Source organism: Paenibacillus naphthalenovorans, assembly GCF_001465255.1.
Classification (GTDB): Bacteria; Bacillota; Bacilli; order Paenibacillales; family NBRC-103111; genus Paenibacillus_G; species Paenibacillus_G naphthalenovorans.
Genome location: NZ_CP013652.1, coordinates 1,793,968 through 1,820,667 on the forward strand (window position 1 = coordinate 1,793,968; position 26,700 = coordinate 1,820,667).

General features: G+C 31.6%; 52 protein-coding genes and 1 pseudogene. 1 reads left to right on the plus strand and 52 read right to left on the minus strand.

Translation table 11 applies throughout. The annotated features are described in order from the left end of the window. Window positions 1–35: 35 nt before the first annotated feature. The 35 genes and pseudogenes from IJ22_RS08825 to IJ22_RS08990 all read right to left on the minus strand — a co-directional run bounded on the left by IJ22_RS08825 (window position 36) and on the right by IJ22_RS08990 (window position 17,462). A complete protein-coding gene (locus IJ22_RS08825; protein WP_062408509.1) occupies window positions 36–800 on the minus strand; it encodes a hypothetical protein in 765 nt (254 codons plus the stop codon). A 20-nt stretch (window positions 801–820) separates the two neighbouring features. Further along, complete coding sequence (locus tag IJ22_RS08830) at window positions 821–1,741, minus strand: hypothetical protein (RefSeq protein ID WP_062408510.1); 921 nt, start codon at window positions 1,739–1,741, stop codon at window positions 821–823. Between the two features lie 126 nt (window positions 1,742–1,867). Beyond that, window positions 1,868–2,818, minus strand: coding sequence for a hypothetical protein (locus IJ22_RS08835; RefSeq protein WP_062408511.1), 951 nt, complete (start codon window positions 2,816–2,818; stop codon window positions 1,868–1,870). Between the two features lie 344 nt (window positions 2,819–3,162). Next, window positions 3,163–3,630 (minus strand): hypothetical protein, encoded by a 468-nt coding sequence (locus IJ22_RS08840; RefSeq protein WP_062408512.1) that lies wholly within the window; start codon window positions 3,628–3,630, stop codon window positions 3,163–3,165. 42 nt (window positions 3,631–3,672) lie between these two features. After that, the gene (locus tag IJ22_RS08845) at window positions 3,673–4,068 is read right to left on the minus strand and encodes a GTP pyrophosphokinase (protein WP_335338483.1); all 396 of its coding nucleotides are present in this window, start codon (window positions 4,066–4,068) and stop codon (window positions 3,673–3,675) included. Between the two features lie 53 nt (window positions 4,069–4,121). Further along, window positions 4,122–4,580, minus strand: a complete 459-nt coding sequence (locus tag IJ22_RS08850) for a hypothetical protein (protein ID WP_145862518.1) — start codon at window positions 4,578–4,580, stop codon at window positions 4,122–4,124. A gap of 36 nt (window positions 4,581–4,616) precedes the next feature. Then, window positions 4,617–4,937 (minus strand): hypothetical protein, encoded by a 321-nt coding sequence (locus tag IJ22_RS08855; RefSeq protein WP_062408515.1) that lies wholly within the window; start codon window positions 4,935–4,937, stop codon window positions 4,617–4,619. A gap of 30 nt (window positions 4,938–4,967) precedes the next feature. Next, on the minus strand, window positions 4,968–5,210 hold the full coding sequence (locus IJ22_RS08860) for a hypothetical protein (protein WP_062408516.1): 243 nt from the start codon (window positions 5,208–5,210) through the stop codon (window positions 4,968–4,970). Window positions 5,211–5,237: 27 nt separating this feature from the next. After that, a complete protein-coding gene (locus IJ22_RS08865) occupies window positions 5,238–5,552 on the minus strand; it encodes a hypothetical protein (protein ID WP_062408517.1) in 315 nt (104 codons plus the stop codon). A gap of 45 nt (window positions 5,553–5,597) precedes the next feature. Then, on the minus strand, window positions 5,598–5,792 hold the full coding sequence (locus tag IJ22_RS08870; RefSeq protein WP_062408518.1) for a hypothetical protein: 195 nt from the start codon (window positions 5,790–5,792) through the stop codon (window positions 5,598–5,600). 45 nt (window positions 5,793–5,837) lie between these two features. Continuing rightward, window positions 5,838–6,023 (minus strand): DUF7167 family protein, encoded by a 186-nt coding sequence (locus tag IJ22_RS08875; RefSeq protein WP_062408519.1) that lies wholly within the window; start codon window positions 6,021–6,023, stop codon window positions 5,838–5,840. Between the two features lie 152 nt (window positions 6,024–6,175). Then, complete coding sequence (locus IJ22_RS08880; RefSeq protein WP_062408520.1) at window positions 6,176–6,391, minus strand: hypothetical protein; 216 nt, start codon at window positions 6,389–6,391, stop codon at window positions 6,176–6,178. Window positions 6,392–6,494: 103 nt separating this feature from the next. After that, on the minus strand, window positions 6,495–7,475 hold the full coding sequence (locus tag IJ22_RS08885) for a tyrosine-type recombinase/integrase (protein ID WP_062408521.1): 981 nt from the start codon (window positions 7,473–7,475) through the stop codon (window positions 6,495–6,497). 20 nt (window positions 7,476–7,495) lie between these two features. Then, window positions 7,496–8,881, minus strand: a complete 1,386-nt coding sequence (locus IJ22_RS08890) for a ParB N-terminal domain-containing protein (RefSeq protein WP_062408522.1) — start codon at window positions 8,879–8,881, stop codon at window positions 7,496–7,498. Between the two features lie 285 nt (window positions 8,882–9,166). Beyond that, window positions 9,167–9,424 carry a hypothetical protein gene (locus IJ22_RS08895; protein ID WP_062408523.1) on the minus strand — a complete coding sequence of 86 codons (258 nt, stop codon included), beginning with the start codon at window positions 9,422–9,424 and terminating at the stop codon, window positions 9,167–9,169. A gap of 28 nt (window positions 9,425–9,452) precedes the next feature. Further along, window positions 9,453–9,659, minus strand: coding sequence for a hypothetical protein (locus IJ22_RS08900; protein ID WP_062408524.1), 207 nt, complete (start codon window positions 9,657–9,659; stop codon window positions 9,453–9,455). 40 nt (window positions 9,660–9,699) lie between these two features. Further along, entirely contained in the window at window positions 9,700–10,368 is a 669-nt protein-coding gene (locus IJ22_RS08905; protein WP_062408525.1) for an HNH endonuclease signature motif containing protein, read from the minus strand. 239 nt (window positions 10,369–10,607) lie between these two features. Next, window positions 10,608–10,841, minus strand: a complete 234-nt coding sequence (locus IJ22_RS08915) for a hypothetical protein (protein WP_062408527.1) — start codon at window positions 10,839–10,841, stop codon at window positions 10,608–10,610. 112 nt (window positions 10,842–10,953) lie between these two features. Then, on the minus strand, window positions 10,954–12,045 hold the full coding sequence (gene tnpB / locus IJ22_RS08920; RefSeq protein WP_201023626.1) for an IS200/IS605 family element RNA-guided endonuclease TnpB: 1,092 nt from the start codon (window positions 12,043–12,045) through the stop codon (window positions 10,954–10,956). A gap of 3 nt (window positions 12,046–12,048) precedes the next feature. Then, window positions 12,049–12,446: pseudogene (tnpA, locus tag IJ22_RS25675) on the minus strand (IS200/IS605 family transposase). A 151-nt stretch (window positions 12,447–12,597) separates the two neighbouring features. After that, on the minus strand, window positions 12,598–12,765 hold the full coding sequence (locus IJ22_RS26290; RefSeq protein ID WP_160327359.1) for a hypothetical protein: 168 nt from the start codon (window positions 12,763–12,765) through the stop codon (window positions 12,598–12,600). Between the two features lie 43 nt (window positions 12,766–12,808). Further along, on the minus strand, window positions 12,809–13,105 hold the full coding sequence (locus IJ22_RS08925) for a hypothetical protein (protein ID WP_062408529.1): 297 nt from the start codon (window positions 13,103–13,105) through the stop codon (window positions 12,809–12,811). A gap of 38 nt (window positions 13,106–13,143) precedes the next feature. Further along, a complete protein-coding gene (locus IJ22_RS08930; protein WP_062408530.1) occupies window positions 13,144–13,428 on the minus strand; it encodes a hypothetical protein in 285 nt (94 codons plus the stop codon). Window positions 13,429–13,714: 286 nt separating this feature from the next. Next, on the minus strand, window positions 13,715–14,134 hold the full coding sequence (locus IJ22_RS08935; protein WP_062408531.1) for a hypothetical protein: 420 nt from the start codon (window positions 14,132–14,134) through the stop codon (window positions 13,715–13,717). Between the two features lie 33 nt (window positions 14,135–14,167). Continuing rightward, on the minus strand, window positions 14,168–14,383 hold the full coding sequence (locus IJ22_RS08940) for a hypothetical protein (protein ID WP_145862519.1): 216 nt from the start codon (window positions 14,381–14,383) through the stop codon (window positions 14,168–14,170). 64 nt (window positions 14,384–14,447) lie between these two features. Continuing rightward, complete coding sequence (locus IJ22_RS08945; RefSeq protein WP_062408533.1) at window positions 14,448–14,645, minus strand: hypothetical protein; 198 nt, start codon at window positions 14,643–14,645, stop codon at window positions 14,448–14,450. Window positions 14,646–14,681: 36 nt separating this feature from the next. Beyond that, window positions 14,682–14,882 (minus strand): hypothetical protein, encoded by a 201-nt coding sequence (locus IJ22_RS08950; protein ID WP_062408534.1) that lies wholly within the window; start codon window positions 14,880–14,882, stop codon window positions 14,682–14,684. Window positions 14,883–14,903: 21 nt separating this feature from the next. Next, window positions 14,904–15,203, minus strand: coding sequence for a hypothetical protein (locus IJ22_RS08955; RefSeq protein WP_062408535.1), 300 nt, complete (start codon window positions 15,201–15,203; stop codon window positions 14,904–14,906). A 24-nt stretch (window positions 15,204–15,227) separates the two neighbouring features. Beyond that, window positions 15,228–15,425 (minus strand): DUF7336 domain-containing protein, encoded by a 198-nt coding sequence (locus tag IJ22_RS08960; RefSeq protein ID WP_062408536.1) that lies wholly within the window; start codon window positions 15,423–15,425, stop codon window positions 15,228–15,230. A gap of 16 nt (window positions 15,426–15,441) precedes the next feature. Continuing rightward, complete coding sequence (locus IJ22_RS08965; RefSeq protein WP_062408537.1) at window positions 15,442–15,690, minus strand: hypothetical protein; 249 nt, start codon at window positions 15,688–15,690, stop codon at window positions 15,442–15,444. Between the two features lie 13 nt (window positions 15,691–15,703). Then, window positions 15,704–15,961, minus strand: coding sequence for a hypothetical protein (locus tag IJ22_RS08970; RefSeq protein ID WP_062408538.1), 258 nt, complete (start codon window positions 15,959–15,961; stop codon window positions 15,704–15,706). A gap of 38 nt (window positions 15,962–15,999) precedes the next feature. After that, window positions 16,000–16,347: a hypothetical protein gene (locus tag IJ22_RS08975; protein ID WP_062408539.1), complete on the minus strand. Its 348-nt coding sequence runs from the start codon at window positions 16,345–16,347 to the stop codon at window positions 16,000–16,002. A 32-nt stretch (window positions 16,348–16,379) separates the two neighbouring features. Then, window positions 16,380–16,595 carry a hypothetical protein gene (locus IJ22_RS08980; RefSeq protein ID WP_062408540.1) on the minus strand — a complete coding sequence of 72 codons (216 nt, stop codon included), beginning with the start codon at window positions 16,593–16,595 and terminating at the stop codon, window positions 16,380–16,382. A gap of 141 nt (window positions 16,596–16,736) precedes the next feature. Beyond that, window positions 16,737–16,967, minus strand: a complete 231-nt coding sequence (locus IJ22_RS08985; RefSeq protein ID WP_145862520.1) for a helix-turn-helix domain-containing protein — start codon at window positions 16,965–16,967, stop codon at window positions 16,737–16,739. 294 nt (window positions 16,968–17,261) lie between these two features. Beyond that, window positions 17,262–17,462: a hypothetical protein gene (locus IJ22_RS08990; protein ID WP_062408542.1), complete on the minus strand. Its 201-nt coding sequence runs from the start codon at window positions 17,460–17,462 to the stop codon at window positions 17,262–17,264. Between the two features lie 287 nt (window positions 17,463–17,749). On the opposite strand from IJ22_RS08990, the gene IJ22_RS08995 reads away from it, so the two are divergent. Further along, complete coding sequence (locus tag IJ22_RS08995; protein ID WP_062408543.1) at window positions 17,750–17,983, plus strand: hypothetical protein; 234 nt, start codon at window positions 17,750–17,752, stop codon at window positions 17,981–17,983. A 74-nt stretch (window positions 17,984–18,057) separates the two neighbouring features. Here the strand turns inward: IJ22_RS08995 and IJ22_RS09000 are convergent, their stop codons facing one another. The 17 genes from IJ22_RS09000 to IJ22_RS09065 all read right to left on the minus strand — a co-directional run bounded on the left by IJ22_RS09000 (window position 18,058) and on the right by IJ22_RS09065 (window position 26,684). Further along, window positions 18,058–18,312 carry a hypothetical protein gene (locus IJ22_RS09000; RefSeq protein ID WP_062408544.1) on the minus strand — a complete coding sequence of 85 codons (255 nt, stop codon included), beginning with the start codon at window positions 18,310–18,312 and terminating at the stop codon, window positions 18,058–18,060. Window positions 18,313–18,346: 34 nt separating this feature from the next. Continuing rightward, on the minus strand, window positions 18,347–19,216 hold the full coding sequence (locus IJ22_RS09005) for a SprT-like domain-containing protein (protein ID WP_160327360.1): 870 nt from the start codon (window positions 19,214–19,216) through the stop codon (window positions 18,347–18,349). Between the two features lie 86 nt (window positions 19,217–19,302). Beyond that, complete coding sequence (locus IJ22_RS09010; RefSeq protein WP_201023608.1) at window positions 19,303–19,683, minus strand: hypothetical protein; 381 nt, start codon at window positions 19,681–19,683, stop codon at window positions 19,303–19,305. A 32-nt stretch (window positions 19,684–19,715) separates the two neighbouring features. Next, the gene (locus tag IJ22_RS09015) at window positions 19,716–21,758 is read right to left on the minus strand and encodes a YfaP family protein (protein WP_062408547.1); all 2,043 of its coding nucleotides are present in this window, start codon (window positions 21,756–21,758) and stop codon (window positions 19,716–19,718) included. A gap of 154 nt (window positions 21,759–21,912) precedes the next feature. Beyond that, entirely contained in the window at window positions 21,913–22,140 is a 228-nt protein-coding gene (locus IJ22_RS09020) for a hypothetical protein (protein ID WP_062408548.1), read from the minus strand. A gap of 279 nt (window positions 22,141–22,419) precedes the next feature. Then, a complete protein-coding gene (locus IJ22_RS09025) occupies window positions 22,420–22,647 on the minus strand; it encodes a hypothetical protein (RefSeq protein WP_062408549.1) in 228 nt (75 codons plus the stop codon). Window positions 22,648–23,253: 606 nt separating this feature from the next. Continuing rightward, complete coding sequence (locus tag IJ22_RS26295) at window positions 23,254–23,409, minus strand: hypothetical protein (protein WP_160327361.1); 156 nt, start codon at window positions 23,407–23,409, stop codon at window positions 23,254–23,256. 36 nt (window positions 23,410–23,445) lie between these two features. Next, window positions 23,446–23,694 carry a hypothetical protein gene (locus tag IJ22_RS09030; protein ID WP_145862521.1) on the minus strand — a complete coding sequence of 83 codons (249 nt, stop codon included), beginning with the start codon at window positions 23,692–23,694 and terminating at the stop codon, window positions 23,446–23,448. A gap of 216 nt (window positions 23,695–23,910) precedes the next feature. Then, entirely contained in the window at window positions 23,911–24,078 is a 168-nt protein-coding gene (locus IJ22_RS26300; RefSeq protein WP_160327362.1) for a hypothetical protein, read from the minus strand. Window positions 24,079–24,080: 2 nt separating this feature from the next. Beyond that, a complete protein-coding gene (locus tag IJ22_RS09040; RefSeq protein ID WP_062408552.1) occupies window positions 24,081–24,401 on the minus strand; it encodes a hypothetical protein in 321 nt (106 codons plus the stop codon). Next, window positions 24,391–24,513 (minus strand): hypothetical protein, encoded by a 123-nt coding sequence (locus IJ22_RS27005; RefSeq protein ID WP_256380593.1) that lies wholly within the window; start codon window positions 24,511–24,513, stop codon window positions 24,391–24,393. Before IJ22_RS27005 ends, IJ22_RS09040 begins: the two co-directional genes overlap by 11 nt. Window positions 24,514–24,801: 288 nt before the next feature. Further along, on the minus strand, window positions 24,802–25,215 hold the full coding sequence (locus IJ22_RS09045; protein WP_062408553.1) for a hypothetical protein: 414 nt from the start codon (window positions 25,213–25,215) through the stop codon (window positions 24,802–24,804). Between the two features lie 34 nt (window positions 25,216–25,249). Next, window positions 25,250–25,420, minus strand: coding sequence for a hypothetical protein (locus IJ22_RS26305; protein WP_160327363.1), 171 nt, complete (start codon window positions 25,418–25,420; stop codon window positions 25,250–25,252). 38 nt (window positions 25,421–25,458) lie between these two features. Then, window positions 25,459–25,701 (minus strand): hypothetical protein, encoded by a 243-nt coding sequence (locus IJ22_RS09050; RefSeq protein WP_145862522.1) that lies wholly within the window; start codon window positions 25,699–25,701, stop codon window positions 25,459–25,461. Window positions 25,702–25,704: 3 nt separating this feature from the next. Beyond that, window positions 25,705–25,947 (minus strand): hypothetical protein, encoded by a 243-nt coding sequence (locus IJ22_RS09055; RefSeq protein WP_062408555.1) that lies wholly within the window; start codon window positions 25,945–25,947, stop codon window positions 25,705–25,707. 56 nt (window positions 25,948–26,003) lie between these two features. Next, complete coding sequence (locus IJ22_RS09060; protein WP_062408556.1) at window positions 26,004–26,345, minus strand: hypothetical protein; 342 nt, start codon at window positions 26,343–26,345, stop codon at window positions 26,004–26,006. Window positions 26,346–26,369: 24 nt separating this feature from the next. Then, window positions 26,370–26,684 carry a hypothetical protein gene (locus IJ22_RS09065; protein ID WP_062408557.1) on the minus strand — a complete coding sequence of 105 codons (315 nt, stop codon included), beginning with the start codon at window positions 26,682–26,684 and terminating at the stop codon, window positions 26,370–26,372. Between the last annotated feature and the right edge of the window lie 16 nt (window positions 26,685–26,700).

Below are 26,700 nucleotides of genomic sequence, written 5' to 3' on the forward strand. Positions count from 1 at the left end.
ATATATTTATTCTCCTTTTTTATGTGTTTTATTTTTCAAATTACACTTTGATAAAATTTATCGTATGTATTAATGTAATCCCATCTATCTTTGTAAATATCGTACATTGAATTTGCACCGATAGACAGTGTGACCACTTTAAGTTTATGACTTGGAATCACAAATGTTCGTTCCAATTCTCCTTCTTCAGATAAAGCAAATATCAGATAAATATCACATGAAGCATGTTTTTTACTAATGCCGAAAGTGTGACATCTACTTCCACGTAGATCATATGCTCTGCCAGATTTTACGTCCACTCTTACATTGTCATTAACTAGTAAATCAAATGGGTGCTTGGCTGTCATTCTTTCAACAGAAAATCCTTTGGATTGTAATAAATCGATAGCAATTTCTTCAGCGTCTTGACCAAGTTTAGTTTCACTATCTTTTATTTCTAACCCTAGTTTTTCTGCCCATCCTCTATATCCTAGTGTTTTACATATTTTGTTATGTAACGCTCCATCTTGTTTAACGCTTTTAATTTCACTTCTGCTTGGCATCCTATCAATTTGCAATGCTTTCATTACGTTAAAAATCTCTTCTTCGACCATTTGATCGTTCCACTTCTTTTTTATTTGCTTTTGTGGAATATCGAGTTTTCTAGCCCAATGTAGGAACCCGCCATTGCGTGATATAATTTGTTCTAACTTTTTCATATCCAACATTCTCAACTCTTTAACGGTAGGCATCCTGTCAATAGACAGGGATGCCATCGCCAATTTCAATCCTTGCTCAATCTCATTATGTATATTGTTCATTCTATATTATCCTTCCTATTTTAAAATGGAAGGCTGTCCGAGTCATCCTCGAATGTTACTTTACCTTTCTTCCTATCTTCAGCAAATGGATTACCATTATCTTTTTTGTCCTCTTGTTGTTTCTTCTTTTCTTTCAATTCTTTCAAATATGTCTCACGTTCTTTCAACGCTTTTTTGATCAATTCCATATCAAAAGCAGCTTCGTCATCTTCATCCTTCGGAGAAGTGCCACCTGTAACCAAATACTCTCTAACTGTTGTACGTGTAATCTTCTCTTGGGGTTGACCAAATCCAACTTCAATTTCTTTTTTTGTGACAATTGTATTGTTAACAATGTTTCCGAATACCGTTACCGTGTTACCTTTTTCATAATTATTCAATACATAGTCAACGGCTTTTTTCTCTGCAACAACAACTTCAAAAGGGATGACTTTTCCACCATAAAGAGGAACGTAACCTTTAATAATTGCTCGGCCAGTTTCTTCTTCGTTTTTCACTTCCTCTTTCACACTCGCTACAACCATTTCAAGCTCAAATTTTGCTTTAGGTTCAAAGTTGTCTGTAACTCGATTAATAAAATTTGTAGACAATTGTGGGAAAGAACGTAGTTGATCATCTTGACCATAATATTCATTCAGACCAATTTTACCTTGAGTAATGCGAACTTTATCCGCATCTTCAATTCCATGTTTCTCAATAGACTTATACTCATTCATTACAGTTTCAATACCTTTATAAAGTCCACTTTCATTTCCTTCTTTGTTCAATTTATAAGAGAACACTCGGAATGTATGTACGGAACCTTCTTCAACTTGAATATCAATCTCACCTGTAATAGCGTCTTTACCACTAACAAGTTTCTTTTCAATTCGAATATCTTTTACCAATCCTTCAACTTCTGCAATATTAGTCGCTTCACGCATGGTTTTTTCAGTTGTCATATGTATATAATCTCTCCTAATTAATCGTATAGTTTATTTTTTATTTTATGTTTCAAAATCCATATTTTAGCTTCAAACTATACAATTGGAGGACTTCTCTGCGAGTCAGTGATGCTTTATCACCTCCTAAAATGGTAGCAATTCTTCAACAGATTCTTTCTCTGCTTCCTTAAATGGACTTCCTTGTTTCATAATTATAAAATCATTTTCTTCATATCTTGATTTCACAAGTGAACTAGCATTACCACCTGTAACTATCAACTCTTTAACTGGTGCTCCACAAACAACAAATCTTCCTTCAATTTGTTTCATTGGTGCGCTTATATTAACATGTCCATGAATTTTTATTGTTGATCCATACGGGACATGATTAAAATAATCAGTTAATTCATCAACATATTCATCTTTAATTGCAAAATCATATGGAACATAATCTAAATGATTATCTTTTTTATATATTATATTTGATGAAATTTTATGTTTCTTACTATAGTCGTCATATTTGAGTCCTGTAAATACAATCTCTTGGTTAAAATATGCTTGTTGTTCATAGTTCTTGCAATCAAAATCAATCTTATCGGTCAAATATATTCCGTTTATTATGTATTTTTCTTGTGGCTTACCTTGATATTCTACTATCTGAAGCGATCCACTTATTAAAACCGAATCACCTTCTTTGAGATTATTTTTGATGTACTCGATAGCATCATATGGGATTAATTCTTTATCTTCCAATTTATTTGCTGTTAGATTTAATTTTACTGGCATATGTATTCGATAATTATTTTTCACTTTATATCTATCATCAAAATCAACAAGTAACTGTTGATTTTTATCTATTTTTTTAGTAAAAGGATCTTGGTATATTAATTTCACTTTTGGAGTTTTTATTCCAAGTAACTCAGCATAAACGAAAGCATTATGATTTACTTTCACCCCAAATTGTATTCTTCTCCAAGGATTATTTTTTTTGTCTCCTTCAGAGTAAAAACGTTGTTCATTTAATGTTCCAGTAACAATCCCTCTTACCTCAAATGAACCGTAATTCGGTGTTGGTGGAGATTTATTAGTGTTCATTTTACGACACATCCTTTCACATTTTTTATGAAGTAATCACTATTTCAAACCATTCTTGATTCCAATTGCATCAAGAGCTTTATCTATACTCAATCCTAGCTGCTTGATGATCTTCTCAACTGAAATCACTAATGGTGAATTTGTCACATCATTTCCTCTTTTCTTTTTGTTAATGAAATGATTTTTTACTCATTTGGCTTATAAATATATCTCTCGTTCGCATAGTTAATATATCATTTTTCAATTTTCTAAGTCAATACTTACAACAACTATTTTTGTATTTTTTATTTAATTGTTTATCATAAAACTTCGATTTCATTACCTCTTATTTGCTATAGAAATTGTTATAGAGACGACCATCCACTCTTATAATCATCGTCATCGTATCCATATTTATTCTTTTCTTCAATTTCCTCAACTTTTCCATCAATGAGTCGGTACATTGTAGAATAGATGTCTTCCTCATAAAACAACTCAAGATGGACAGATTCCTCTGCAATAACAGGAACTACTTTTCTCATAAATTCTCTAAAAGTTTCACTATTTTTACAACTACATTGAAAAGTCCAAATGCCATTTTCAATCTGACGTTTCCAAGTGGTACTGTTTTCTTGATCCCACATATCAGGAGCATAAGCCAAACCTCCATATGGAATAAAATCTGCTCTGTTATATAGACTAAATTCCTTTATTTCCGCATTGTCAGTGTTCAATTCATTCCAACCTAAACCTTTAGACATCATATCTTCGATAACTGGAACAAACTCTCTTTTTAGTTTCAGTTTGCAACGAAAACTCGTATACATTCCCATTTATATCATCTCCTAATAAAAGACTCGTTTCGTTGTCTTATTTTATAATGACAATAAATCAGATACTGCCTTTTTATACTTCCTCAAACGCTCATAATCCTTATCTGTGGGATTCTGAATTCTCGTAATATCACTGTTATCGTCTAAGTCCAATAACTTCACATACCGTGCTAAGTCGTTTGATTTGATCCTTTGAATAAACTCATCATATGATTCATTTTTACATCTTGTCAAACAATCCAAGGCTTCAATAATAATCTCGTTAAAACCTTCCTTCCGCAGATGCTCCAGTGTAAGATCTGTATCTTCAATTACATCATGCAGCACAGCAACAATCCTTGCATTCTCATCACTTGCTTTAGTTAACAACCGTAATGGATGCAGTATGTATGGATTACCACCTTTATCAACTTGGCCTTCATGCGCTTCAGTAGCCATAATGATAGCTCTTGTTAGTGTTGACATGATCTCACCTTTTCCAAATAAATGTTTTATTCTATTTGAACTAGTCGCCAAGGGTCTTCATCTTTATATCCATACTTTATTTTTTCTCCCGTTGCAACGACCGCTCCATCTCTCAATTCATACAAATCAGCAAAATCATTTTCTTCATAAAAATATTCAATATGTAATGATTTTTCGGAGATAACTGGAACTACATTTTTAAAAAACGAACGTATTGTACTTGAAGTTTTCACACTACATTGAAACGTCCAAATGTCATCTTCAATTTCATTTCTCCACGGCTCATCATCCCAATTGTCTGGAGAATAGGCTAACACACCAAATGGAATGAAAGAAGAGCGCGAATCTGTGCTATAATCTTTAATTGATTCGATGTCCGTTATATTGCTCCACTCAGCGTCAGCATCATTTAGTAATGAATCGATTTGTGGAATAAACTCCTGTTTTAATTTTAGTTTGCATCTCAAACTATAATACATTCCCACTCTTTCTTCACCCCAATTTCCAATAAATGTATTATTTCAATGTCTTAATTTAATCTGAGAGAATTCAAAACTCCTATCAATTTGTTCTAAATTATATTCTTTCCAGAAACTCGACCTTAGCGATAGTCCGTATATATGAAATAGACAAAAAAACATTTCTTCATCCAAATTATAAACCACTTCTTTAATAGGAGGATCGACTTCTCCAAGTTCTGTTTCCCACATCCACGCACTAATTCCTTGCTTAAATTTCATTCCTACTGTTGGAACAAAAGGCAACTCCAACACCTTAAGATATCCTTTCATAACGTCTCCCATATCATCTAAAACATTTACGACAAAACAGACTTTATACATTTGGATAACATCTCCTAATAAATATTTATTTTATTCTGTGATTAACTCTTTCTTTATCCAGTAAGTTTCAGGATCATCATACATTTGCATATACCTGACCGCAATCATGTTGTTATATATTTTATCGTCCATATAGTAAATTTCTGTTCTTTCTGCCATCACATTTGGAACATACCGATAACCATTATATTTCTCATCCAATACTTTTAAAAACTCCTTATATTTATCTAAGGGCACTTGAGTAAATCGCTCTTTAACATGTTGGTTCGCCACTTTCATCACCTCATAAAATTATTCTTTTTATTTGGTGTTCCAATATGCTTCAAAATCTTCTTTGCTAAAATATTCTTCTGCGACTTTTTTAATTGCTTGTAATTTTTCAATCATTTTGTCGATATCACATATGTGTATGTAGTCACAATTATCCGCTTTTTCTTTAGAGTGCTCGGAGTCTGGAGAATATCCATTCGAGTATTGTCTAAAATCTATACACCCATCCCATTTGATATACGCTTCAGAATCTCTATACTCATTATCAACTAATTTAATTGATACAGCGTTATTTTTTCCCGACCAATCTTCTCGATTTATTTGTTCTACTTTCCATATGTCCATTAACCTTCTTCATCTCCCCATAAAAGGTGTTTTATCAAAGCGTCGTCAATCCTCATTAATAATTCTTACTTTTGCTAATCCTACAAATTCGACTCCATCTTTAAAACCAGATGCATTCACGATTACATACGGATCACCTTCATAATACTTAGCTTGAAAAATTCCACCTTGGGCGATAACCACTTCATCATAACCCCAACCATGATAAATTAAATCTTCTAATGCTTCACACTGCACCATCTTAATGACTCCTCATCTCCCAATAAATGTATTATTTTCGCTTACCTATTCTTCAATTTCTTCAATGCCAGTATAAAGTTGTTCCCAAATCCATTCATTAAAATATTCGTCAATCACTTTTGCTCTTTCTTCATCACTTCGTCCTTCCAAATCCTCATCGTCAATTTCAATGATTTCTGATTTCTCACTTCCAACATATCCAGTGCTTACACTAAATCTAAATTTCACCATACAAAAATTCCTCCTATAAAATAACCATTTTAACATCATATTCAACGTTTTTCTTCTTAATTCAATAATAACAATTTTTTACCTAAAAAATCAATATAATTTCCTTTTAATTTTTTTATAGTATGTACATTTTTTATTTATATTCATAACTATCATAATTCATCTTCCCTAGTCACATCATACAACAAAATTTTCACTCGATCAGAAATTATAGGTAGCTCTCTTCCATCTTTCATATATAAATCACCATCCAATTTAGCGATACCATTTAATAATTTTTCAACTTTTTCAGTCGCTTCATTATGAGAATCAGCATCAACAAAATGTTTAAAATGAACTTCAAGCCTACCATAAACTTCATAATTCACAAAACCATCTCCCTAATATGTATTATTCATTTAACTATTTTCATATTACCATATTTTACTTTATACAGTCAATAACTAAAAAATATAAAAAGCCTAGATTATTCTAGGCTAAATTGTATAACTCTTTTATCGTTTCTAAATTCAAAAAATCATTTTTATATCTATACAACTTTGTGGTATCAAAATTAAATTGTTTCATTATTTTTTCATACTCTTCTTGCTCTAACTTACCGCTTTCTAAATAAAGATTTTTTGCCATTGCAATCATACCAGAGTACACTATATTCTTGGTCGTAAAATTAGGTTCGTTAATTTCATCTGCTATCTTTCTCATTCTTCTATGCAATATATTATGATCAGCTTTTGCATTTTCATTCACTCTTGTTCTAGCCAATCTAACAATATAATCATTATCCACCAAATCTATGCTTTTTCTTGCTGCATCAGGACTTGGATTTCCATTCATTACTTCATAATCCGTTTCTTCATAAGCTTTAAGACAAGCATTGATTAAATCTTCATCGACTGTTATTGTTCTCCAAGAATTGTCACTATCCGAATCATGTAGTGTTAATTGATTATTGTTTTTATCAATATTTCTATAGGTTAAATTTAATATCTCGCTACCACCCTTACCATAAACACCGTTGAATGGCAGAAGCAAAATAATCGCATCTTGATTATTTGCTCTACTTTCAACTATTTTTCTGATTTCAGCATCCGTCCAATATGATTTAAGTTGCTTTTGTGCGAACTGCTCTCTCCATTCGTTATCTGTCAGTAACAATGGATTCAAATTAGTTCTTTTATATCCTTTTTCAATCGCCCAATCAATGTAGTTACTTAAATGAGAAACGATTGTTCTACTTGCTTTAACTGTCTTGGGCATTATACGATAAAAATAACCTCTAAGTTCATCTCTTGTAAAATCATATAAGTCTTTTTTTAGTTGACTTTCTATGGGATAAGCTATTTTAAAAAATCTTCTGTAGTTATCTTGATAGCCTTCATTATCAAGATAACTCAGAAATTCCTCTTTTATCTCTTCATTATACATCTTGTCTTCATATATCATATTAGACATTGTAAAATCCACCTTTCTTATTATGAAACATTTTCTTCTTTTATTGCTCCATACATATCAGCAATTATCTTCTCTCCGAACTGTCTGATTTTACGCTTTGTCTGATCTGAATTTATTTTACCTTGTGCAGTACCACCATCAGTTAATAAATCGTTGAATTGATGTCCATTTTCTTTAGTAAAGTCAATACTATCAACAATTTTAGTAATTTCATCAAGCGGGAAATCTTTTCCAAAATGTTTATACAACCCATAAGCAAGTGTTACATATAAAACGAAAGTGTTATGGTGATTGATCCAAGATTTTTTCCAAGTTTCTTCTACGTTTTTAGTCCCAATAAATGCTTCAGGATAACTACCTAACAAGTAATCGAAAAATCTAGCTAAGACATATGTTACTTCAATACGATCTTTCCCTGTTTGTGGGTTAAAAGTATCTCTAATTGCATTTGATAAGACAGCAAAATTCGTAATTTTATTTTTCTTGCGTTCAACTGCTGTTTTATATGCTATTCTACCACGAAGATCTGATTTAGACTCTATATCTTTTACAATCTTATCAGGTAGTTCAAGAGCTTTTAAGAACCTCACATGTGTTCTATCATAAACATTAAATGAGTTGTGCTGACCTAAAAATTCACTCGCTTCTTCTAATGTGTAGTTTCTAAACGTAACATATAAATATCCTTCTAAATCTGGGTCTTTTTCCAAAGCCGCTAATACACCACTGATTCTATGGAATCCATCCACAATATTTTGTTCAGTGGCTTTTTCAATAATTAGTCTATGATTATCTTTATCAATATAGAATTCATCTTCTCCATTTCTCATCACATTAATAACAATTGGAGCATCTGGTTTAAATCTTCCCTCAGATATTAATTGGGCAATTTCTTTAACGCTGTTCTTAAATAATTTTGGTTTTTTTGTTATTTCCCCATTTTTCTTAACAGTTTCAACTGGAAGTCTTTGTGTGGCAAAATTGTAAGTCCACAATTGTTCCACATGCCTCTTAATTTCTTGATATGATAAATATGTTATACAGTCAACATCGCTTCCAGCAGTTATATCTTCATAAATAAGTGGAAAATTCAATGGTTCTTCTTGCTTGCTATATCTATATTTCAGAGACTTTTTAACTTTATTTTCACTAAAATAATTATATGGACTGTACATTTCTAAATTAATTACTTTGTTAATTGCAATGAGTAAAACAATTAACTCCACTTCTTCTAATTCATCTAATTTTTCAGGATTGACAACTAATTCTTGAAAAAATCCAATTGGAAATTTATAAACAGTAAACAGTAAGTCATCAATCTCTGTCATTGCTTTACGATCTTTTGATATTTCTTCAAAGGAGTTAGTTAAAAACTCAACCACATTTAATTCTTTTGTTTCCGACATGTTATACACCCTTTCTAAATTAACTATATTTTGATTTGATTACAATTACATTATAACCCATTATAAAAGAAAAATATACATCTTTCCATGCCAAAAAGACACGAAAATATGTATATTCTTTGTGAAAACCTATGTTTTATATAATATTTATTTTATTTATCAAATGTAGTCTGCAATTAATTTGTTCCTTAGTCATATATTAGCATGTAATAAGTTTATTTTCAATAGTTTTCTATATTTTTCACTTAATATTAAATTTACTTTAAAATCGTCATTTTATTTGTTTTACCAATGTTCTACTTTAGTACACGTAAAATTTAAAATCTTACCGTCAAAGTATTCTCTATTTTCAAGTACATCTTCGAAACCAGCTTTCTGAGAATAGACAGAAATATGTTTGCCATTTGAAGTAAATGGTAGTTTGATATTATGAATTGTATAAACTTCGTTTGTATCATAATCTAGAAATTCTCCGCTTCCAATTAAAACAGTTATAACATTACAATTATTAAGTTTCATCATGTAATCTTCAGTAAATCCCAACTTTAATCCTCCTTATAAAATCATCGTTTTATTTAAATATATACTTCTCACCCTGTCTGTTCTCCCAAACTCCAATTACATGCTTTTTGTAGTCATTCACGATGACATCTTGTTCATCAAGGATGTATTCAACAAAAGCTTCATCCATATATTCAGCAAAAAATTCTGCATCTTTTAACGTATCAACTTCTTCAATATACCTGCATCCGTACCGCCACATCACCACTTTATACAACCATCTTCACCTCCGATAAAACCGTTATATTATTGGAACTTTACTTTATTATGTACTTTTTGCAGTCCTCATCTAACCACTTCGTTATTTTGTTGTATCTTTCCTCGGAATAATTTGGATTATTCTTATTATACCATTCTTCAAATTCAAATTCCCATTTTTGACTGTTACAACTTCTGCAAGATGGGATACAGTTGCTTAAATCATTAGCGCCATCATCGTCAACATGTTCTTTATGAAGGTCTTGTTTGTATATTTCATAATGTTCTTCATAACTCATACCACAATAAGCACAACGATAATCAAAATATAATCTACAAGCATCCCACTCTGATTGTTTTATTTTGTGATTTTTATGAAGTCTTCTTTTTTCGTTATGGAGACTGACTCGATCAGGATTGTTTTGTCTCCATTCCTTTTGTTTTCCTTCTAACCTTTGCTTTTTTGCAGCCTTCCTCATCACCTCTTTTCTTTCAGGCTTTGAATCAAATCTCCTGTCATTTGCTTTTCTCTTTTCTGGGTTATCATGTTTCCATTTTAATGATCTCTTTTTCCTACACTCTTTACATTCTGTATTTAATTTATACACTTTTCTTCCTTTAGCGTAAGTAAACCATTGTCCGTAAAAAAATTCTTCTGTATTCGGTAACCAAGGATTTAAACAATTTTTGTTTATACATTTTTTATACTCAATTTTCTTTTCTTCCATATATTTTATTTTATTTTTCTCCTCCTTTTTTATCCAGATAAAAGAATCTTTTTATCGTTATTCATCATCGTCAGGTATTTTCTTCTTACACTTATCACAATCAATCCATGCTCTTGTACTATACGGATAATTTCTCTTAGGATTATCTGCGACCCTAAGACCACAATAAGTCTTATCGCTTCCATTATCAATTGCATGATAGAATCCTGTTCTACTCTTATAGTGACCAATTAGTTTGCTCATACATTAATCCCTTCTTCCCTATATTTACGTTTTGCAATCTCAAACAAAATTGGCTCACTCATCATATGAATCGGGAATGTATCAATTCCGGATTTTTGTTTAAATTCTTCCCATTGTTTACGAATAATGCTATACATTTGAAGAACTCCGCTTTCCCGCCATTCAACGATTTCTAAAAAACATTTTTCAAGATCTTCGTCACTTAATTGATTAATCATATTTTCAAGCATTCTCTCACTTCCATTGAACCTCCCACGACTAAAGTCGCGGGATTCTTGCGCCATATTCTCTAATGAGAATAGAATTAGCAAGCTATCCCCGTAGTTCCTACGGTTAATTTTGTTACGCTAACTTTAATCCCTGTTGAAGGATATTTACCGCAGCATTAATATCTCGATCATGGTTTTCACCACAATTTTCACATGTCCATTCACGAATATCCAATGTTAATTTTTCATTTTTGAATCCACAACAAGAGCACGTTTTACTGGATGGAAACCATCGATCAAGTATCTTTACTTCTCTTCCATACCATTTTGCTTTATATTCAAGTATGTTCCTAAACTTACTCCAAGATGCGTCTGCTATATTTTTAGCCAAGCGCTCATTCTGTTGCATATTCTTCACTTTCAAATCTTCCAAATAAATTACTTGGTTTTCGCTAATAAGTTTGGTTGACAGTTTGTGAAGAAAATCCAATCGTTGATTAGAAATTTTTTCATGCTGCTTTGCAAGTTTGATTCTTACTTTATTTCTATTTTTGCTTCCTTTTTTCTTTCGTGAAAGTGACCGTTGTAAATTTTTTAATTTTTGTTCAGATTTAATTAAATGTTTTGGGTTATCTATCTTGTCTCCATTTGAACTGATAACAAAATCTTTAATACCTAAATCTAGTCCAATTTTATTGTCTGAAGTTGGTAACTGTACAATTTCAACTTCACAACAAAAAGATGCAAAATATTTTCCACTTGGATTTTTACTTATAGTTACATTTAATATTTTACCCTCAACTTCTCTGGATTTTGCAAATTTAACCCATCCGAGTTTAGGTAGTTTTATTTTATTTTCATTTATTTCAATATTATTATTCGTGTAATTAGTTCGATAAGACTGTCTATTATTATGTTTAGATTTAAATTTAGGAAATCCAGTTTTTTCTTTGAAGAATTTTTGATATGCCCGATCTAAATCTTTTAATGAATTCTGCAATGCAAACTTATCCACTTCTTTGAGCCATTCTTTTTCCTGCTTTAATATAGTTAAGATAGATGAACATTTGCCATAAGACAAAGTTTCTTTGTTTTCTTCATAAATTTTAATTCGTTTATCTAGAAAATAATTATATACAAAACGAGAACAACCAAAAGTTTTGTTTATTTGTTGTATTTGTTTCTTATTTGGATATATTCTAAACTTATATGCCTTTTGCAAGATGTCTCACCTCTCTTTCTGCGAATTGATATATTTTTCAATTGTTTCTTTAGTGGTATCACTAACACTTGAAACAAAATATGATGGGTTCCATAAATGTCCTCCCCATAACTTGGATTTAAGGGAAGGGAATTCTTTAAATAAAAATCTTGCTGTATTACCTTTTAGTGCTTTTATTATATTGGTATATAATGTTGGGGCGAACAATCGATAAGTAAATGTATATGATCTGGCATAGTCTCTTGAGTAATAATCGTAAACCCATTTGAATCTGCAATTTCTTTTAGCATTTCCCTTAATCTTGTTTCTATTTGATCGACAATCACTTTTCTTCGATATTTTACACACCATACAATATGATATTGCAATGAATAAACATAACCCCTACCATGTTTTATTTCCACGTTTTTCACCCAATATAAATGTAATATATGTATTTGACATATGTCAATATTTATAGGGGTTTAACGATTAATTGTATTTAACATATGTATTCGCCTTACTCATGACTAAAGTCACGAGTGTGCGGCGAATAAATTATCAAAATGAAACTTTTTATCTTAACTTAGTCAAATCCCCATAATTCCATCTTAGGTTATCCCAAATTGCAATCAACTCATTCTCCGTTTTCCACTCTAGCTTTTCAATCGTATATTCATACAGCTTGTTTTCAATAGCGCAATTAATAATTCTATCAATATAATACTGTTTAAAGTCATTCATACTTTTCACCTCTTCTTATGAAATGGATTTTTTTATTTTAATTTTAAATGTACTTTTGAAGTAATTTTTTACCGACCTCAAAAGATGTCTCAATGGTGATCATCTCATTTGTCATATCAATCAACTTTACTTCTTCATCGATTCCATCTGCTTTAAAACGAATAGGTTTACCCACATTAAACTCTTTGTAAATGGTAAAGTCACCGCGAATCTCAAAAATCATGGGAAGTTTTTGTTCGTTACCTGATTTAATATTTGTACCTTCTGAATTTGTAAACGTCTGTTTTGCTATTTCTTCACCAGTGTTTTTATCAATTAATCTCATTTCAAATGTCTTCATTTCAAAACCCCTCCTTCTCCTAATGAAAGTGAACTTTATTACCCTTCAATTATTTCTGAAATTCTGCTAGTTAATTCGTCAAATTCATCTAAATCGCGACCATGCATACTAGCATTGATAAATCCATCATACTTTTTATTGATTTTTTCATATGCTAGAGCAAGCTTCTCGATTGATGTCATGTCTTCATCATTAGACGCCTCCAGTACCTTTGTAATCGTTTCATCGGAAAGTGCTTCGTTAATTAATCCGATTGCTTCCCATAGCGCTGTATTGGCTTTTGCAATCTTTCGTGCTGCTTTATTCAATTCCACCTGTCTCATTGACAAACCCCCTCCCGAACTTCCCATGAAAATGAACTTTCATCCGATTTTGTGAAGATGTTTTACATTTATGTACCACCCATTGTCGCTTTTAACATAACCATCGCAATCATGGCTATCATGAAACTCAAAAGGAAATTCCACTGCTACCTCTTCATTATGACCGCCCTGACAATTCCTTTGTCACCTTTGAGGAGATGTCCTCCATGTGGATTATCTGTAGTTAAACACACACAATCACCTTTTTTAAGCACTCTTCTTCCTCCTTCTAATTTTCCGTAAAAAGTCAGTTTTTATTGAAATTCTCCCGTTGTTTCAAATCCATTCTCAGCATATTATAAATTGCCAAATCAAAACGTTCATTATTATATTTTCTACAAAAACCAAGAAGTAATGCTTCGTCAAAAGTCATTCTTGATTCGCTATGAAATTTACCATTAACAACAGGGTAATACGATATTTCTTTTGAATTATTGATTGTAACTTCTGCTTCAACAATTGCTAAATCATCCGAAATTATTATTGTTTTAATAATTCTACGAGTTCTTCTTTCGATCTGTTTTTCTATTAATTCTTCTCTTTCTCTCTGTTCTTGCCATGCTTTTGCCATTCCATAAATTTGTGCTAATTGAAATTTTCCAGTATCTTTTGAAAGCAAGTCACGAAAGAAAACTTGAATTTCTTCAATATCCAAATCCTTTAACATTTAATAACCTCCATTTCATATGAAATTCAGGTTTTATTTAAACATTGTAACTACCACCAAAATTACATTAACAACTGTAAGCACCGTCATAATTTTTGTGTAGTCGAGCATTTTCTTCGTCATATCTTCAATTGCTTTTGTAGATTTTTCTTGCTGCCTTCGATAAAACTCATTTACGAAGAAATCTCCACCATAAGAATAATTAATCATATGTTTATCATGGTAATCAATAATTTCTTCTTCGCTCATCTGAATGATATCTTTCAATTTGTGCAACTCTATCCACCCACTTAAATAGGATCAAACAACTCTTTTATCGGCTTATTGTAATCTTCCAACCATCGACTTCATTGATTTCTACAGCGTTTACCCACTGAAAATATCTCATAAAGTCATCATAAATTTCTTTCATTTTATTTTCTGCTGACTCTTTGTCTTCTGCTACGATTAGTCTAGAATCCACGCTATCTTCGTCGTAACTGCAACAAATTTGTACTTGAAACAATTTCATTTCAAATCACCTTCCCTTCCGATAAAATTAATCCTTTTATCGACTTACTATATATTTCAAATCTTCGATTATCTCATCTAACTGTTGAATTTCAGCTTCCAGTATCAGCATTCTTGTATGTTCACTTATGTCTAGATCTTCACCTTTACTCTTTCTAAAATGAAATGGTTTTACTAAATTCTTCTTTCGAACGAGTGTTGATTCATATCTTGAAATAGTCTCTTTCAAATCATGCATAATTCACTTCTCCTCTCAAAATCAGTTTTTTATCTGCTTTTCATTTCTGATTTTAATAAATTCATCAAGTGTTATCTCTTTACCACTTTTATGTGTCCATCCTTTTTTAGAATCATCCCTTCTGTAATACCCATAAGCCACGTTATAGTTATAATTTCTTTCCTCGTTTCTTACTTTTTTTGTAACATACATGCGATAAGTTCCAGTATTATCATTAATTTCATTTAATGTTGCTTGAATAGATTCGTCTAATTTTTCATCATTACCAAGTCTAATCAATATTACATTCCTATTTCCATTTCTTGTGAGTGTATATTCCAATTTACAATTCACCTTCAATGTGTTTTATTCGCCATCTTCCAGTTCAATTTCTTCGATATCATAATTTCCAATCCAATTGTTCCCGGCTTGCTTTATGTCATATTCCTTTTCTTTTTCAATGTATTGTTTCGCAGCAGATTCAGATGTAAATGCTTTTCTAATCGAAATCTGATTGTTATATTCCGCATATGGAGAACAGTACGTTACAATATAAACCTTCACTTTTTCACCTCATCAATCAAATGATTTTTCTACCCTTACCTATTGTTAATTTCCAAGCCGCTAAACAACCATAAGATAATTCATCTTTGCCTTTTTCCACATCTTCAATGCATTCTGAACATATTCCCTTCTGATATGCCTCGCAACTCTTTTTGACTGTATTTACAAGAGTTTTTTTCTTTACTATCCTCGCCACTTCATGTAAGAATCTTTCTCTGGTATGTACTACAATTTCATCTTCATCCATTCCGTATCCAATTCTCAATTAAAACCCTCCTTTACTTCCTTATCTCTCGTCCATCAGATGTGATATTGACATCGAGTTTAAGCCAACCCTTTTTAAAATATGCGTCCAATTTTCTTGGGACTTTAAATTGGTCTCTATCGAATATTGGGTGTTGTGATTCAGGAATTGATCCACCAGAAACATGAAATACTTGACCGTCCCAAGCTCTGATAAATCCCCAATTTCCTGCCCATCCAGAATCTTCATCGGTTATTTCAACAAGTTTCCCTATCATGGATTCCGGTTTCACGAATATCGCACCTCAAATCTTCCAATAAATTCCGTGTTTTATCGTATCCAACCTCGTTTAATATTTTCTTGTTCGATTTCTCGTTTATCATCATCTGAACAAGGAAAATTACTCAGCAATTCATCATCTTCTGTATAATAAATTTTCGGTTTAGATATTACTTCTTCTGTTATATTCATGTATTTTGCAACTTCCAAAACCATATCTACTGCTTTTGTTAATGTATCTTCAAAATACTGAGTTTGGATTTCTCCTTTAAAATCCCCACGTACATATCCTTGCTCTTTTCTGGATTCAACTTTTTGTATTGAGTCCCAAATAAGTGTTGCTGCCCACTTACCTTCCTCACTTTTATGAACATAGATACAGTTGATCCATAATTCCATTCTTTTCTCTTCCTTCCCTATAAAATCAAATTTTATTTGGCTAGTACAACCTCATAAGTATTTAGAACTCGATCAATTTTAAATGATTTCCCCATCGAATCCAGTGTAGACCATCCGTTGTTAACTTCGAATTTATCCAAGTCAATTAGCAAGAACGGATATTCATTTGTTTCACTTTCAAATGGATCATGAACCACCAATAAGCGTTTATTATGTGCGTAAATTATATCCCCTACTTCAATCTTCACGTTATCCTCCTTATAAAATACGAAATTTTATTTAGTTTTCAATGTGTTCTTAAGTTGTTCAACAACATACAGACTAATCTCTAACTATTTCCTTTTCACGTAAACCTGAATATTTTTATATTAATTTTACCACATTCAAGATCATCCAGTACAATTCTTTTCCTTTTCTTTTTCGATAATATATTGCTTATATTTTTCAATTTTATCTTCCGACATTGAGTGCTTCTTATTATTTTCATACATTGAAATAATATTGTATTTTTCGTATCCAAGATGTTTAGCAATTTCAGTTTGTGTTATTCCTAAAGCCATTCTGCGGAATTTCCAGTGCATTCTATCTTTTTTATTATCAACAATAAAATCAAACATCATTTTTTCCTCCTTTGTATTACCTTAATTTTACTACTTTATATCTATAAAGTCAATAATAATAATTGATTTTTTATATTTTATTTTCATTATATTGCTTTAAAAAAATTGGGTATTCGTAAAGATTGTTAAATCCGCAATTTTTACAGCGTTTAGGTGGAGAACTAAGCTCCACCTTAAATAGCATATCTGTATCATTTTCTTGTAGTAGTTCTATTTCCTTAAAACTTGGTAATTGTAGTAGTGACATAGTTGTTCATTCCTTTGGAATCTTTTCTTTCGAATTATGAAACTAAATTATTTTAGTTTTTCACTTAACCATTCGACAAAAATATCTAATTTAAACGTTTTAACAATTGCATCGAACAATTCTTTTTTTGCTTTTTCAAAATTTTCAAATGCTTCTGCTTCCAACTCTTTTTTAGACGGCTTTACAAAAGTCAAAATTGCTATTGATCCTAAAATTGTTATTACCGTTGCTAATAATAGTTTTATCAATATACACCATCCTTTAATTAACGAACAATATGATTCTTATCAAACTACTAATTATAACAAATTCAAGGAGATTATTACACTATATTTTACGATTTTATAATAAAATTGTTAAAGTTATAATCTAAGATTCTACTATATTTTACGAATAGCCAAAAAATTTAATTATTTTTTAAAATTTGAGAAAAAATAAGGGAACAAGCGTTTGCTTTTTTAGAGAGAATATGGTAAAATAAAGTCAGTTATTACAATACTCACAAATTTTACTTTAAAGAATCGGAGATGATTGCATGAAAACAGAAGGAACCGTAACTGTCTGGGGTAAAGTTGAGTTCTTTATTTATCATCCAACTCAATGCACAAACCATGAAGAAGCAATCCAAACAACATCAGACATATTAAACAGCAAGAGAATTCATCTCCTTGAGGGAAACATACATACAACCAGTGGTGAAATTTTACCCATAGTTGTTAAAAAACTAAATGTAACTTGGATTGACACTATTGGTGAAAATGATATATAGTGTATTAATAACCCGCCCTCCAATTTTGGAGTGGTGGGTTATTAAATTAAAATGCGGATTTTATTGGATTTGCCCTACACTAATTTAACCTTATGTTTAATAATAGTCTCTTCTGTTAAATACCAACCAACTGAACCGTGTTCGCTACCAAAGTACAGCATATATTTATCATTCATACCCTTGCCAATAATAGCATATTTTGATGTGCAACCATTCAAATGTACCTTATCTGACGTTTTAAGTGCATTGCCATTAATATCACTCAAATTAGTATCTAAACCTTTTGGAATCCACTTGTCAGAAATAACGCAACCTTTCCCCACGTCCATATAACAAATTCCCTTTCCTAATAAATTACGAATTTTATACACTTTTCTGATACTGAATATAAGCCTTTCTTGCGCTGTTACTTTGTGATAATCCACAACCCACTTTTAGACATTCTTCAATAAATTCAAAATCTTCATCATGATAGTTTCTTCCTGAAGTATGTAAATGCCAATGAACCATTTCATGCAACATAGTGTCATATATTTGATCTTCGGTCATTGTTGCACACATATATTCACTAAAAGCAATTGTCTCTTTGTGCGGATAATACACTCCTAATTGGCTATTCCAATAAGCCTTGACGAAAACAACCTTACATGTAAATTCTCTGTTCCACAGTTCTTTGCTTTTCTTTTTTCCAAACTCAATTAAGTCATCAAGTGATATACTTTTATACTTACGAACAATGGGTTTTAATTTTTTGTTTTCACCATTCATTTCTTTGTAATACACAATGATTTGTCCGGTGTAATGGCGATAAACCTTTAATGTGTCAATAAATTGCTTGTATGCTCTACTTTGCCTAGTTTTATATTTCTCAACCCATTGCAAAACATCATTCTTAATGTCATCTAGAGTAATCATAGAATATCGAATAACTGAATCAAAATTTTGTTTCCATTTATCAAGTTCTAAGATGTTTTCTATTTTGTATTCCTTCAAAACTTTACCAAGTTTGAATTCATATGCGTAAATTACAGACAAATCAGGCTTTACGCCATAATAAACAATACATTTTCCTTTTTCGTTATAAGAGTCAAACACAACCACATCAGTATCATCTTGTCTGTTTAATTGCTTTAATCTATCTTGTATAATCCAAGGATCTCTTAATCCGTCTTTCTGGATTATGTTACTAAGTTTTTCAAGATACTCTAAGTTTGGTGTCAATTCTCTCGTCAATATCAAAATCACTCCTTCCTGATGAAAGACGAGTTTCATGGGGAACGGGAATCACTTCCCATCCCCCATAAACTCTCCACATCAAATTATTCTCCCATTTCCTTAAGCATCTTCATCAGTTCTTCAGGAGATTTATTTTGTAGTGCTTCATTTTGTTTAGCAGCCAAGACCTCCATGATTTTTTGTTTCTGTTCTTTCTTTTCTTTAGCTTGAAGTCTTGCTTTTTGCTCTTCCAATTTTTCATTAACAATATACTTCACAATTTCAATTTTAATATCTAATTCTTTATCTTCTTTTGTCTTTGTGTTTAACAAACTTTCCTCTTTCGCTTGTTTCGATTGGGAATTTAGAGTTTTAAAAATCGAATCCAGATGTTCTACTGTCAAATCCCAAAGATCTTCAGTAGTAATCATACCCTTAAACGGGAAACGGATCTTATTTTTTACGGCATATTCGAAAATGTTCATTTTCATTTCTCCTTTTTATATACTTTATTTTTTTAAAACTTCACTTTAATAACTCGTTCTGTCTGTCCCTTAACCTTTACAAGTAAATCATTCCTTTTGGTTGAACTAAATCCAAGACCAGAAAGCTGATCTTCACTGTCTGCAACTTTCATTTTCGATCCTAACGCTTCAAATACTCGCTTATGTTGCATCAATTCCTCTTTCAAAAATTCATTGTAAAAACCATTTGGTGCTTCTGGATTGACGCAATCCTTCAGCATGAAGAAGTAATGACGATGACCAATACCTTGTTGCTCATCCCAATAATTCGGAGAATAACAAACAACCGAAACTGGAACAAATTGATTTGTCTTCAAACTCCACACTTCTCTTGAAGAAACATTATATGGAAGTTTTTCTTTGATGGAAAACTCTCTATTTTTAAGTGTTACTTCTGCAACAACAATATTTTCTTTGTGTCTCACCTCTTTGCTATAGTCAAAAGAGTAAATCTGACCATCAAACTCAATCTCTGCTCTAAATCCACTTCTCCCCCCTCTATTGCTAAAATTATTAACAAAAAACTTATAGGTTCCTTCTTGCATTTTATCTTTATTGTCCCAAGTGATGTTTTCTACAGCAGGCTTATTTCTTACAGGATTAATAATATCAACATCCAATCGCCCATCAGTAGCATAAGAAATTTTATCACTATAATAAATTTCATATCCACTTGGTTCGATGCAATGAGCATCCAAATCATTACCATCATACTCGCTATCATTCCATTGGATAGAGAAGCGCAACACACCATCAACTTTGCCACCAGCAGCCTTAACATTTTCCTTCATGAAACTATCCGTGATGTTTCCAGAATAAGCCCAACTGAAACCATTGTTCCATTTGAACATTGTTTTACTATCTTTGTTCTCTGGCGCGATTAATGAAACCATGTTTACTGAATGTTTGTTCTCAAGCAAAACTTCAATTTCTTTTGCTGTCGGTAAAATATTGGAAATAAATGTTTCAATTGTAACTTCCTCAACCTTAGAGAAGTTTTTAGGATTAACTGCGACCTCCTTTTTCATTTGAGAGAAAACATCATCTGCATCCTGAATTCTTTTTGCGGAATCTTTATTTGAGAACAAGATATTATTTACTGAGATATCGTCAAGTGTTGCATGTCTCCTACTCAACGATTCCATGTATCCAAGTTCTTCAATTGTCTTCTTGGCATCCTCCAACATCTTTTTCGTGTAAATCGCTTTGGGACGCTTGTAGTTGGTAGGTGCAACAATAACTTCATACTTTCTTACCGCCTCGTCCAAGTCCATATCTTCACTAAGATTGATAAGTAGCGTTCCAATGCTATGATTTCTAATTCTTCCGATAGCACCACCTACCCCTACAGATTGCTCCCAAGTATAATTTTCTTTTTCTGTTGTGTCTTTCAACTTGTTATACTCTTTTTTGTATTTCAGGAACTCAGTCAATGCGCCTTTCCACTCTTCACCCTTGTAGAGAGAATTTTGAGAGATAAGTTCCAAAACAGTAAGCAAACTTTCTTCTGTAATCTCATCCAATGAACGTTTAAATACATTTCTTGTGTCCCTAAAGGAACCTTTGACCTCAGCATCAGATTTACTACTTTTGTTTACGAATCGATCTGGCAATTCCAGATAAAAGTGATTCCACTCTTTTACTTTTTCAGCCGCTTGCTCAAAATTCTTGTCTGTACCAATTTTTTTGAATTCGCTAATGTAGACATCGGAAACAGCATGAGATTTTACAAATTGAGACAAAGCATTCAAGACTGGTTGATATTTTGTATCACCTGTTTCAAAATCCCAAACAGTTTTAATTTTATTGTTTCTAATTACAACCGCATTTCCGATATTTCTAATAAATTGTTTACAGCAGGTGCAGTCATATTCTCGACGTTCACGGAAATATGGGTTTGTCCCTTCAGGAAAACTATCGAGATACAAATTCCATAATTCATCTTTATCCAAGTTGACTTCAAATAAATGGGTAGCATCCTTGGACATTTGAGCAAAGTTTTCTTGCAGCATCGTTTTTAATTGTTTGAATTCCATTTCTTTATCTCCCTTTAAATTTTATTTTTAATAGTTTTTATGTAACTTGATTAGCAACAAGGTGATCTAATCATATAGATTATCCCTCTATTCTTTATTTATACAAAGAATTGGTTACTTTTATCCTCTACTATGAAACACAAAATTTATTGGATTATATAAACTTTATTTCATTTGTGTCAATTCCCGATTCCTTTAAAAAATCAATTGCATTTCTTTGATATTTATATAATTCACTTTCAGAAATATCGATTCCACAAGATTCTTTATCCATAAATAATCCAACTCTTGCTATGCCGTTTTCAATAAATTGCAATTCACCTATCCATATAATGCCCTCACCATCTTGTATTCTAGCAATAAAAACAGTTTCTTTTAACATAATGATTCTTCTCCCGCTTGATGCTCTCAATGGCAAGTAGTACCATTTTAATTTGCTCTCATGATGGCTCATGGTATGGTAAATCATTTTTAAACTTTCGCAATTACTTTACTTATTTGTTATAGATATTTAGGTGATACCGTCCATCCACCTTCTTTATTAATTTGTTTTGGAAATTTATTCATTTATATATTACCCCTCTCATTTTATCATTTTTTCTGCAATTCAGAAGAAAAACGAGCTTTATTATCTTTTAATTTTATTATGTTAAATTGTGAATTAGCGCATATCATCACGTAACTCTAAATAACCAAGCAATTCTTTCGTGCTACGCTCAATTTCTTTGGTAATACTTTTAATTCCGTTATCAGCTTTAACTTCATCTATATGTCCTTCTTGAGATAAGTGAAACAATAATTCAACTTTTGCAACGCTCTCTAGAATATACTTTGCATAATCTCGTGCATGGTTGATTCTATATTGGCTTATACCGTGTTTGAAATTCATATTTAACAATCTCCTTTTAATAAAACTTCCGATAAAAAACGAGTTTCATAGCCTTTCTACTTTGACCCCATCATATGTCCATTGCACAGAATAACATCTACCGCATTCACATTTAAATTCTCTTGATTCCTTGTTTACTACATTGAAAAAGTAGTCATCATTATATCCGTAAAGATAGATGCGTGTCTTCATGATGTCTGCAATAGGTGTATTTAGAAACGTTTTACTTGGACATTCACAACAAAAATCCACCACCAAGTCATTTCCAACTACAATGCGATATTCTAATATCTGATCCAAAACTAATTCACCCTTTCCTATAAAAAACTAAATTATATTATTTTTTTGTTTTCATACTCTTACTTAATCTATAGAAACATACTGCCGTGTACACCATTGAAGCGACCATAATTGTAACTAGTCCAATGAATACATAAAGTGCGAATTCCAATTCCATCCCAACATAACTCCCCGATCAACTGGTCATTTATTCGCCAAAATCATTGCTATCACTGCTAACTGAATAATAATTACACAAAAATACATATCAATTCTGCCGCTATTCATTAAAGTTATCCTCCTTATCAAATACGAAATCTTATCGGATTATTCTAATATCAGTTCAACGTCTCCATTTTCATTATATTGTGCATCTACGATTGGTTGATAATCGTCTTCTGCCCTTACAGCAATCACAATATTTGCATCTGGATTAAATTGTTTTAATAAGTTGATTAACGCACCCACAGTATTCTCATTCATTTTTTAATATCTCCTTTTCACGATGAATTACCGATTTTATCCTAAATATTCATTATATTTTAAAGTCAATTCATCTAACGCATCTTTTAAATATTTCCCCGATAAGATACAATGCTCATTGTAAAAATCAACGGCTTCGACTACATCTTTATAAATTCTCTCCAAATGATTTTTTAATTCATATTTTTTATTTACATCATATTCAATTTGTTTTTGAATCCACTCAATTTTGTTCATAATTCCATTGTATAAACATGATGAAACTCCTTGGGGGATTGTAATCACATTTCTCCACCTCACATCAATTTAATCTTTACGCTCCAATTAACACACTTTCTCTCCACTTGCTAAATACTTCTCTCACCTGTTTCATTTCCAAAGTTTCAATACACAAACTGTTATACCATCCATCAGGATTTGTTTGCAATAAAGTCAATAATTCCTTCTGGTGGTATGTTAACCTGACATTCAATCTATTTTCAGCGAATTCAATAGTACTCATCACATCTCACCTCTCCATCTTCTTATTCTTACTGTCAAACCTTCAATCTCGACCTCTAACATGTCAATTTTACGCTGATCGTACTTCCCTTTGCTGTTCTGTAATAACGTCTCTAGCTGCTGTTTCTGCATTTCTAAGAATCTTGCCATTTTCTCATTCTCATTCATTGTTATGCTCCAACTCCTGCAAATAATTTTTCTCGTATCTCTTTTCTTGCTCGTGTTATAGACAATTCCTTAATCTGGCGAATATAAAAATCAAAAGCAAATCCATTCAGTTCGTCGATTACCACTCTGTTATTGGTGTTATTATCAATGATTACAGTATCCCAACCGTTCTTTCGTTCAAAAAATTTAAATGTGAGGTCGCACCAATCCAAATCCATTGAATCAAGCATGTTATTAATTTGCTCGTCTGATATGTATGGATTATTTTTCTTTTCAATATTAAAAACATATTCTCGTTCGATAAATCGTCTATTAATAAACATTTTTAATCTCCTCCGCTGCAAGTTTTCTTAATTCTTCCCATTTAGTTCCAGTGAATACTACAAGTTTTCCGTCAATATAGAGTCCATTCATATATCTTTTACGTTTAACCATGGTGATTTTTCTCCTTTTCTGTTATATGATGAAATCACTTTTCATTTGCTAATTCGATAGACCAAGCACCCATGTGAACCTCACACGACTAAAGTCGCGGGAATGCGTCAGCACGTTCTTCAATTTCCTTCTCACCTGTGTAAAGCATTTTTATATCGACTCCCTATGAAATTACTTTAATTGTCTGTTATTTGCCATTTTTCATTAATTAAATTAACCATCACCCATTCGCCATACATTTTGTTAACTCCTTCTGTTATCAGATAAAATTGCTTTTTCATTGGTTTGTTATACTGTTGTTAACTGATCTTCTATTTCTGTAACAACAAAACCATTTCGCTCGTCATTTTCTTTTGCTGTTAAACAATAATTATTCAATCCCCAATCACGATTCGGATATTTATGATTTTCAGGAGAAATTATTCTGTAAGTCAAAACTTCTCCTTTACATTTTTTATCAAAGTAATTGTTGCATGTTCCTTGGCATTTTTTCGTTAAAGGATATTTTTTCCTATATAGTTTTACTCCTTCTATCTCCGCATCCATATGTACTTTATTTTCACGAATCAATTCATTTAAAGCCTGTTTAAATGTATTTTCATCATCTTTCATTGCTTTATAATAAATACTACAATTCAATACTTGATAATCGTTTTCTGGAATATTATTGTAAATCAATTCCTTCATTTGTTCTTTATTCATTTCATATCAACCCCCATTTACTCGTTTTTTTATTTCATTTGTTTTCTAAATATTCTATTCTTTTATTCAGTTTGTTTTTGATTACTGCAACTTGTTCTGTTAACCATTTATCTTGATAAATAGTTTTAAGTTCATTCATGGCAATATCTAGCGCATTATTGATAATAATCATCTGATTCACATCTAGTTTAATACTCGATTTCAAAACCGTGTTATCCCCCTTTCACCAATTGAAAGACTATTTTATCGGCAATCAATAAAATTTATATTATTAGGCAATAATCTTAAAATAACATTCATTTCGTGTCTTGTTTCAAAAAAACTTGTTCCTGCAATATAGTCTGTGTATTCATTTTTTATTCTTTCCATTACTTTATTTCTTTCGCCATATAAAACCTTTTCATTATCTCCATCTTTACTTACGACGCTTGTTATTATGAACATTTTAATAAAACCTCCGTTATTTAATGAAATACTTTCTTTCATTTGCTATTTTGTTGCTTCTAAATAATCACCATGCGTGAAAATCCCGTGATACTCTTCAAACAATTTCCATGCTGCTTTCCAAGTTTCAGACGGTAAATTCATCATAGATGTTAATTCTGCTTCCCCATAAGAATTTCTTAAAAAATCCTTGACGACTATTGCTTGCTTTGTTAATCTTAATTGTTCTCCTTTATCTAAGTAGCGAAAAGCATAAACAATTTTATTTTTAAGTTCTTCTGCTGTCATATTTTTCATTCTCCTTTTTTTGATTTACCTAATGAAAGAATCCTTTTATCATCTTTCTAAAAGAAACTTTTATCTTCCATGCACTTTTCTTTAAACATTTTTGCAAACATCATCACTGTTTGAATATCTCCTATTGTCATTGACTTATATTGTTCCCTCATTTCTTCAAGAATAATTTTGACATTATCATCAAACTCTTGAATACTCATTTCAGGAATATACCTCCAATCTGGTTTTTCGCCTAATTGCATATCATTTTCTAATACTGTCAACCTGCCACTGTTATTTCCTTCGTTCCAAATAATATCGTATGTACCGTCATTATTTATCGATTCAACTTCTCCTGCCATTTGACAATCATGAAAATAAACATAATCTCCGACTTTAAATTTGCTCATATTTAATCACTCCATTTAAAATATTCATTTTATCAGAAATGTTTTTACTACCTTATCAAAGAAATACTTCTTGTTGGGTTTGAGATATTGCTTAAATGTTATTGGTACTTCTACAGTCTTTCCATTCAGCGACATCCTACAACTATTAACATCCTTCTCGATTGTCACAATGCCAACTTCTACTGTCGGATCGTCCGTCATTATATGTACAAGTGCCGATTCCCCTCCATTAAAAGGAGCCTTTAACCACAACCAGTATGTTTCGCCATTAGATAGAACGTAACAATCATAGTCACCACCTTTCGCTGCTCTGTACTCTTTAATCGTTGCTCGACTCACACTATCTCAACTCCCC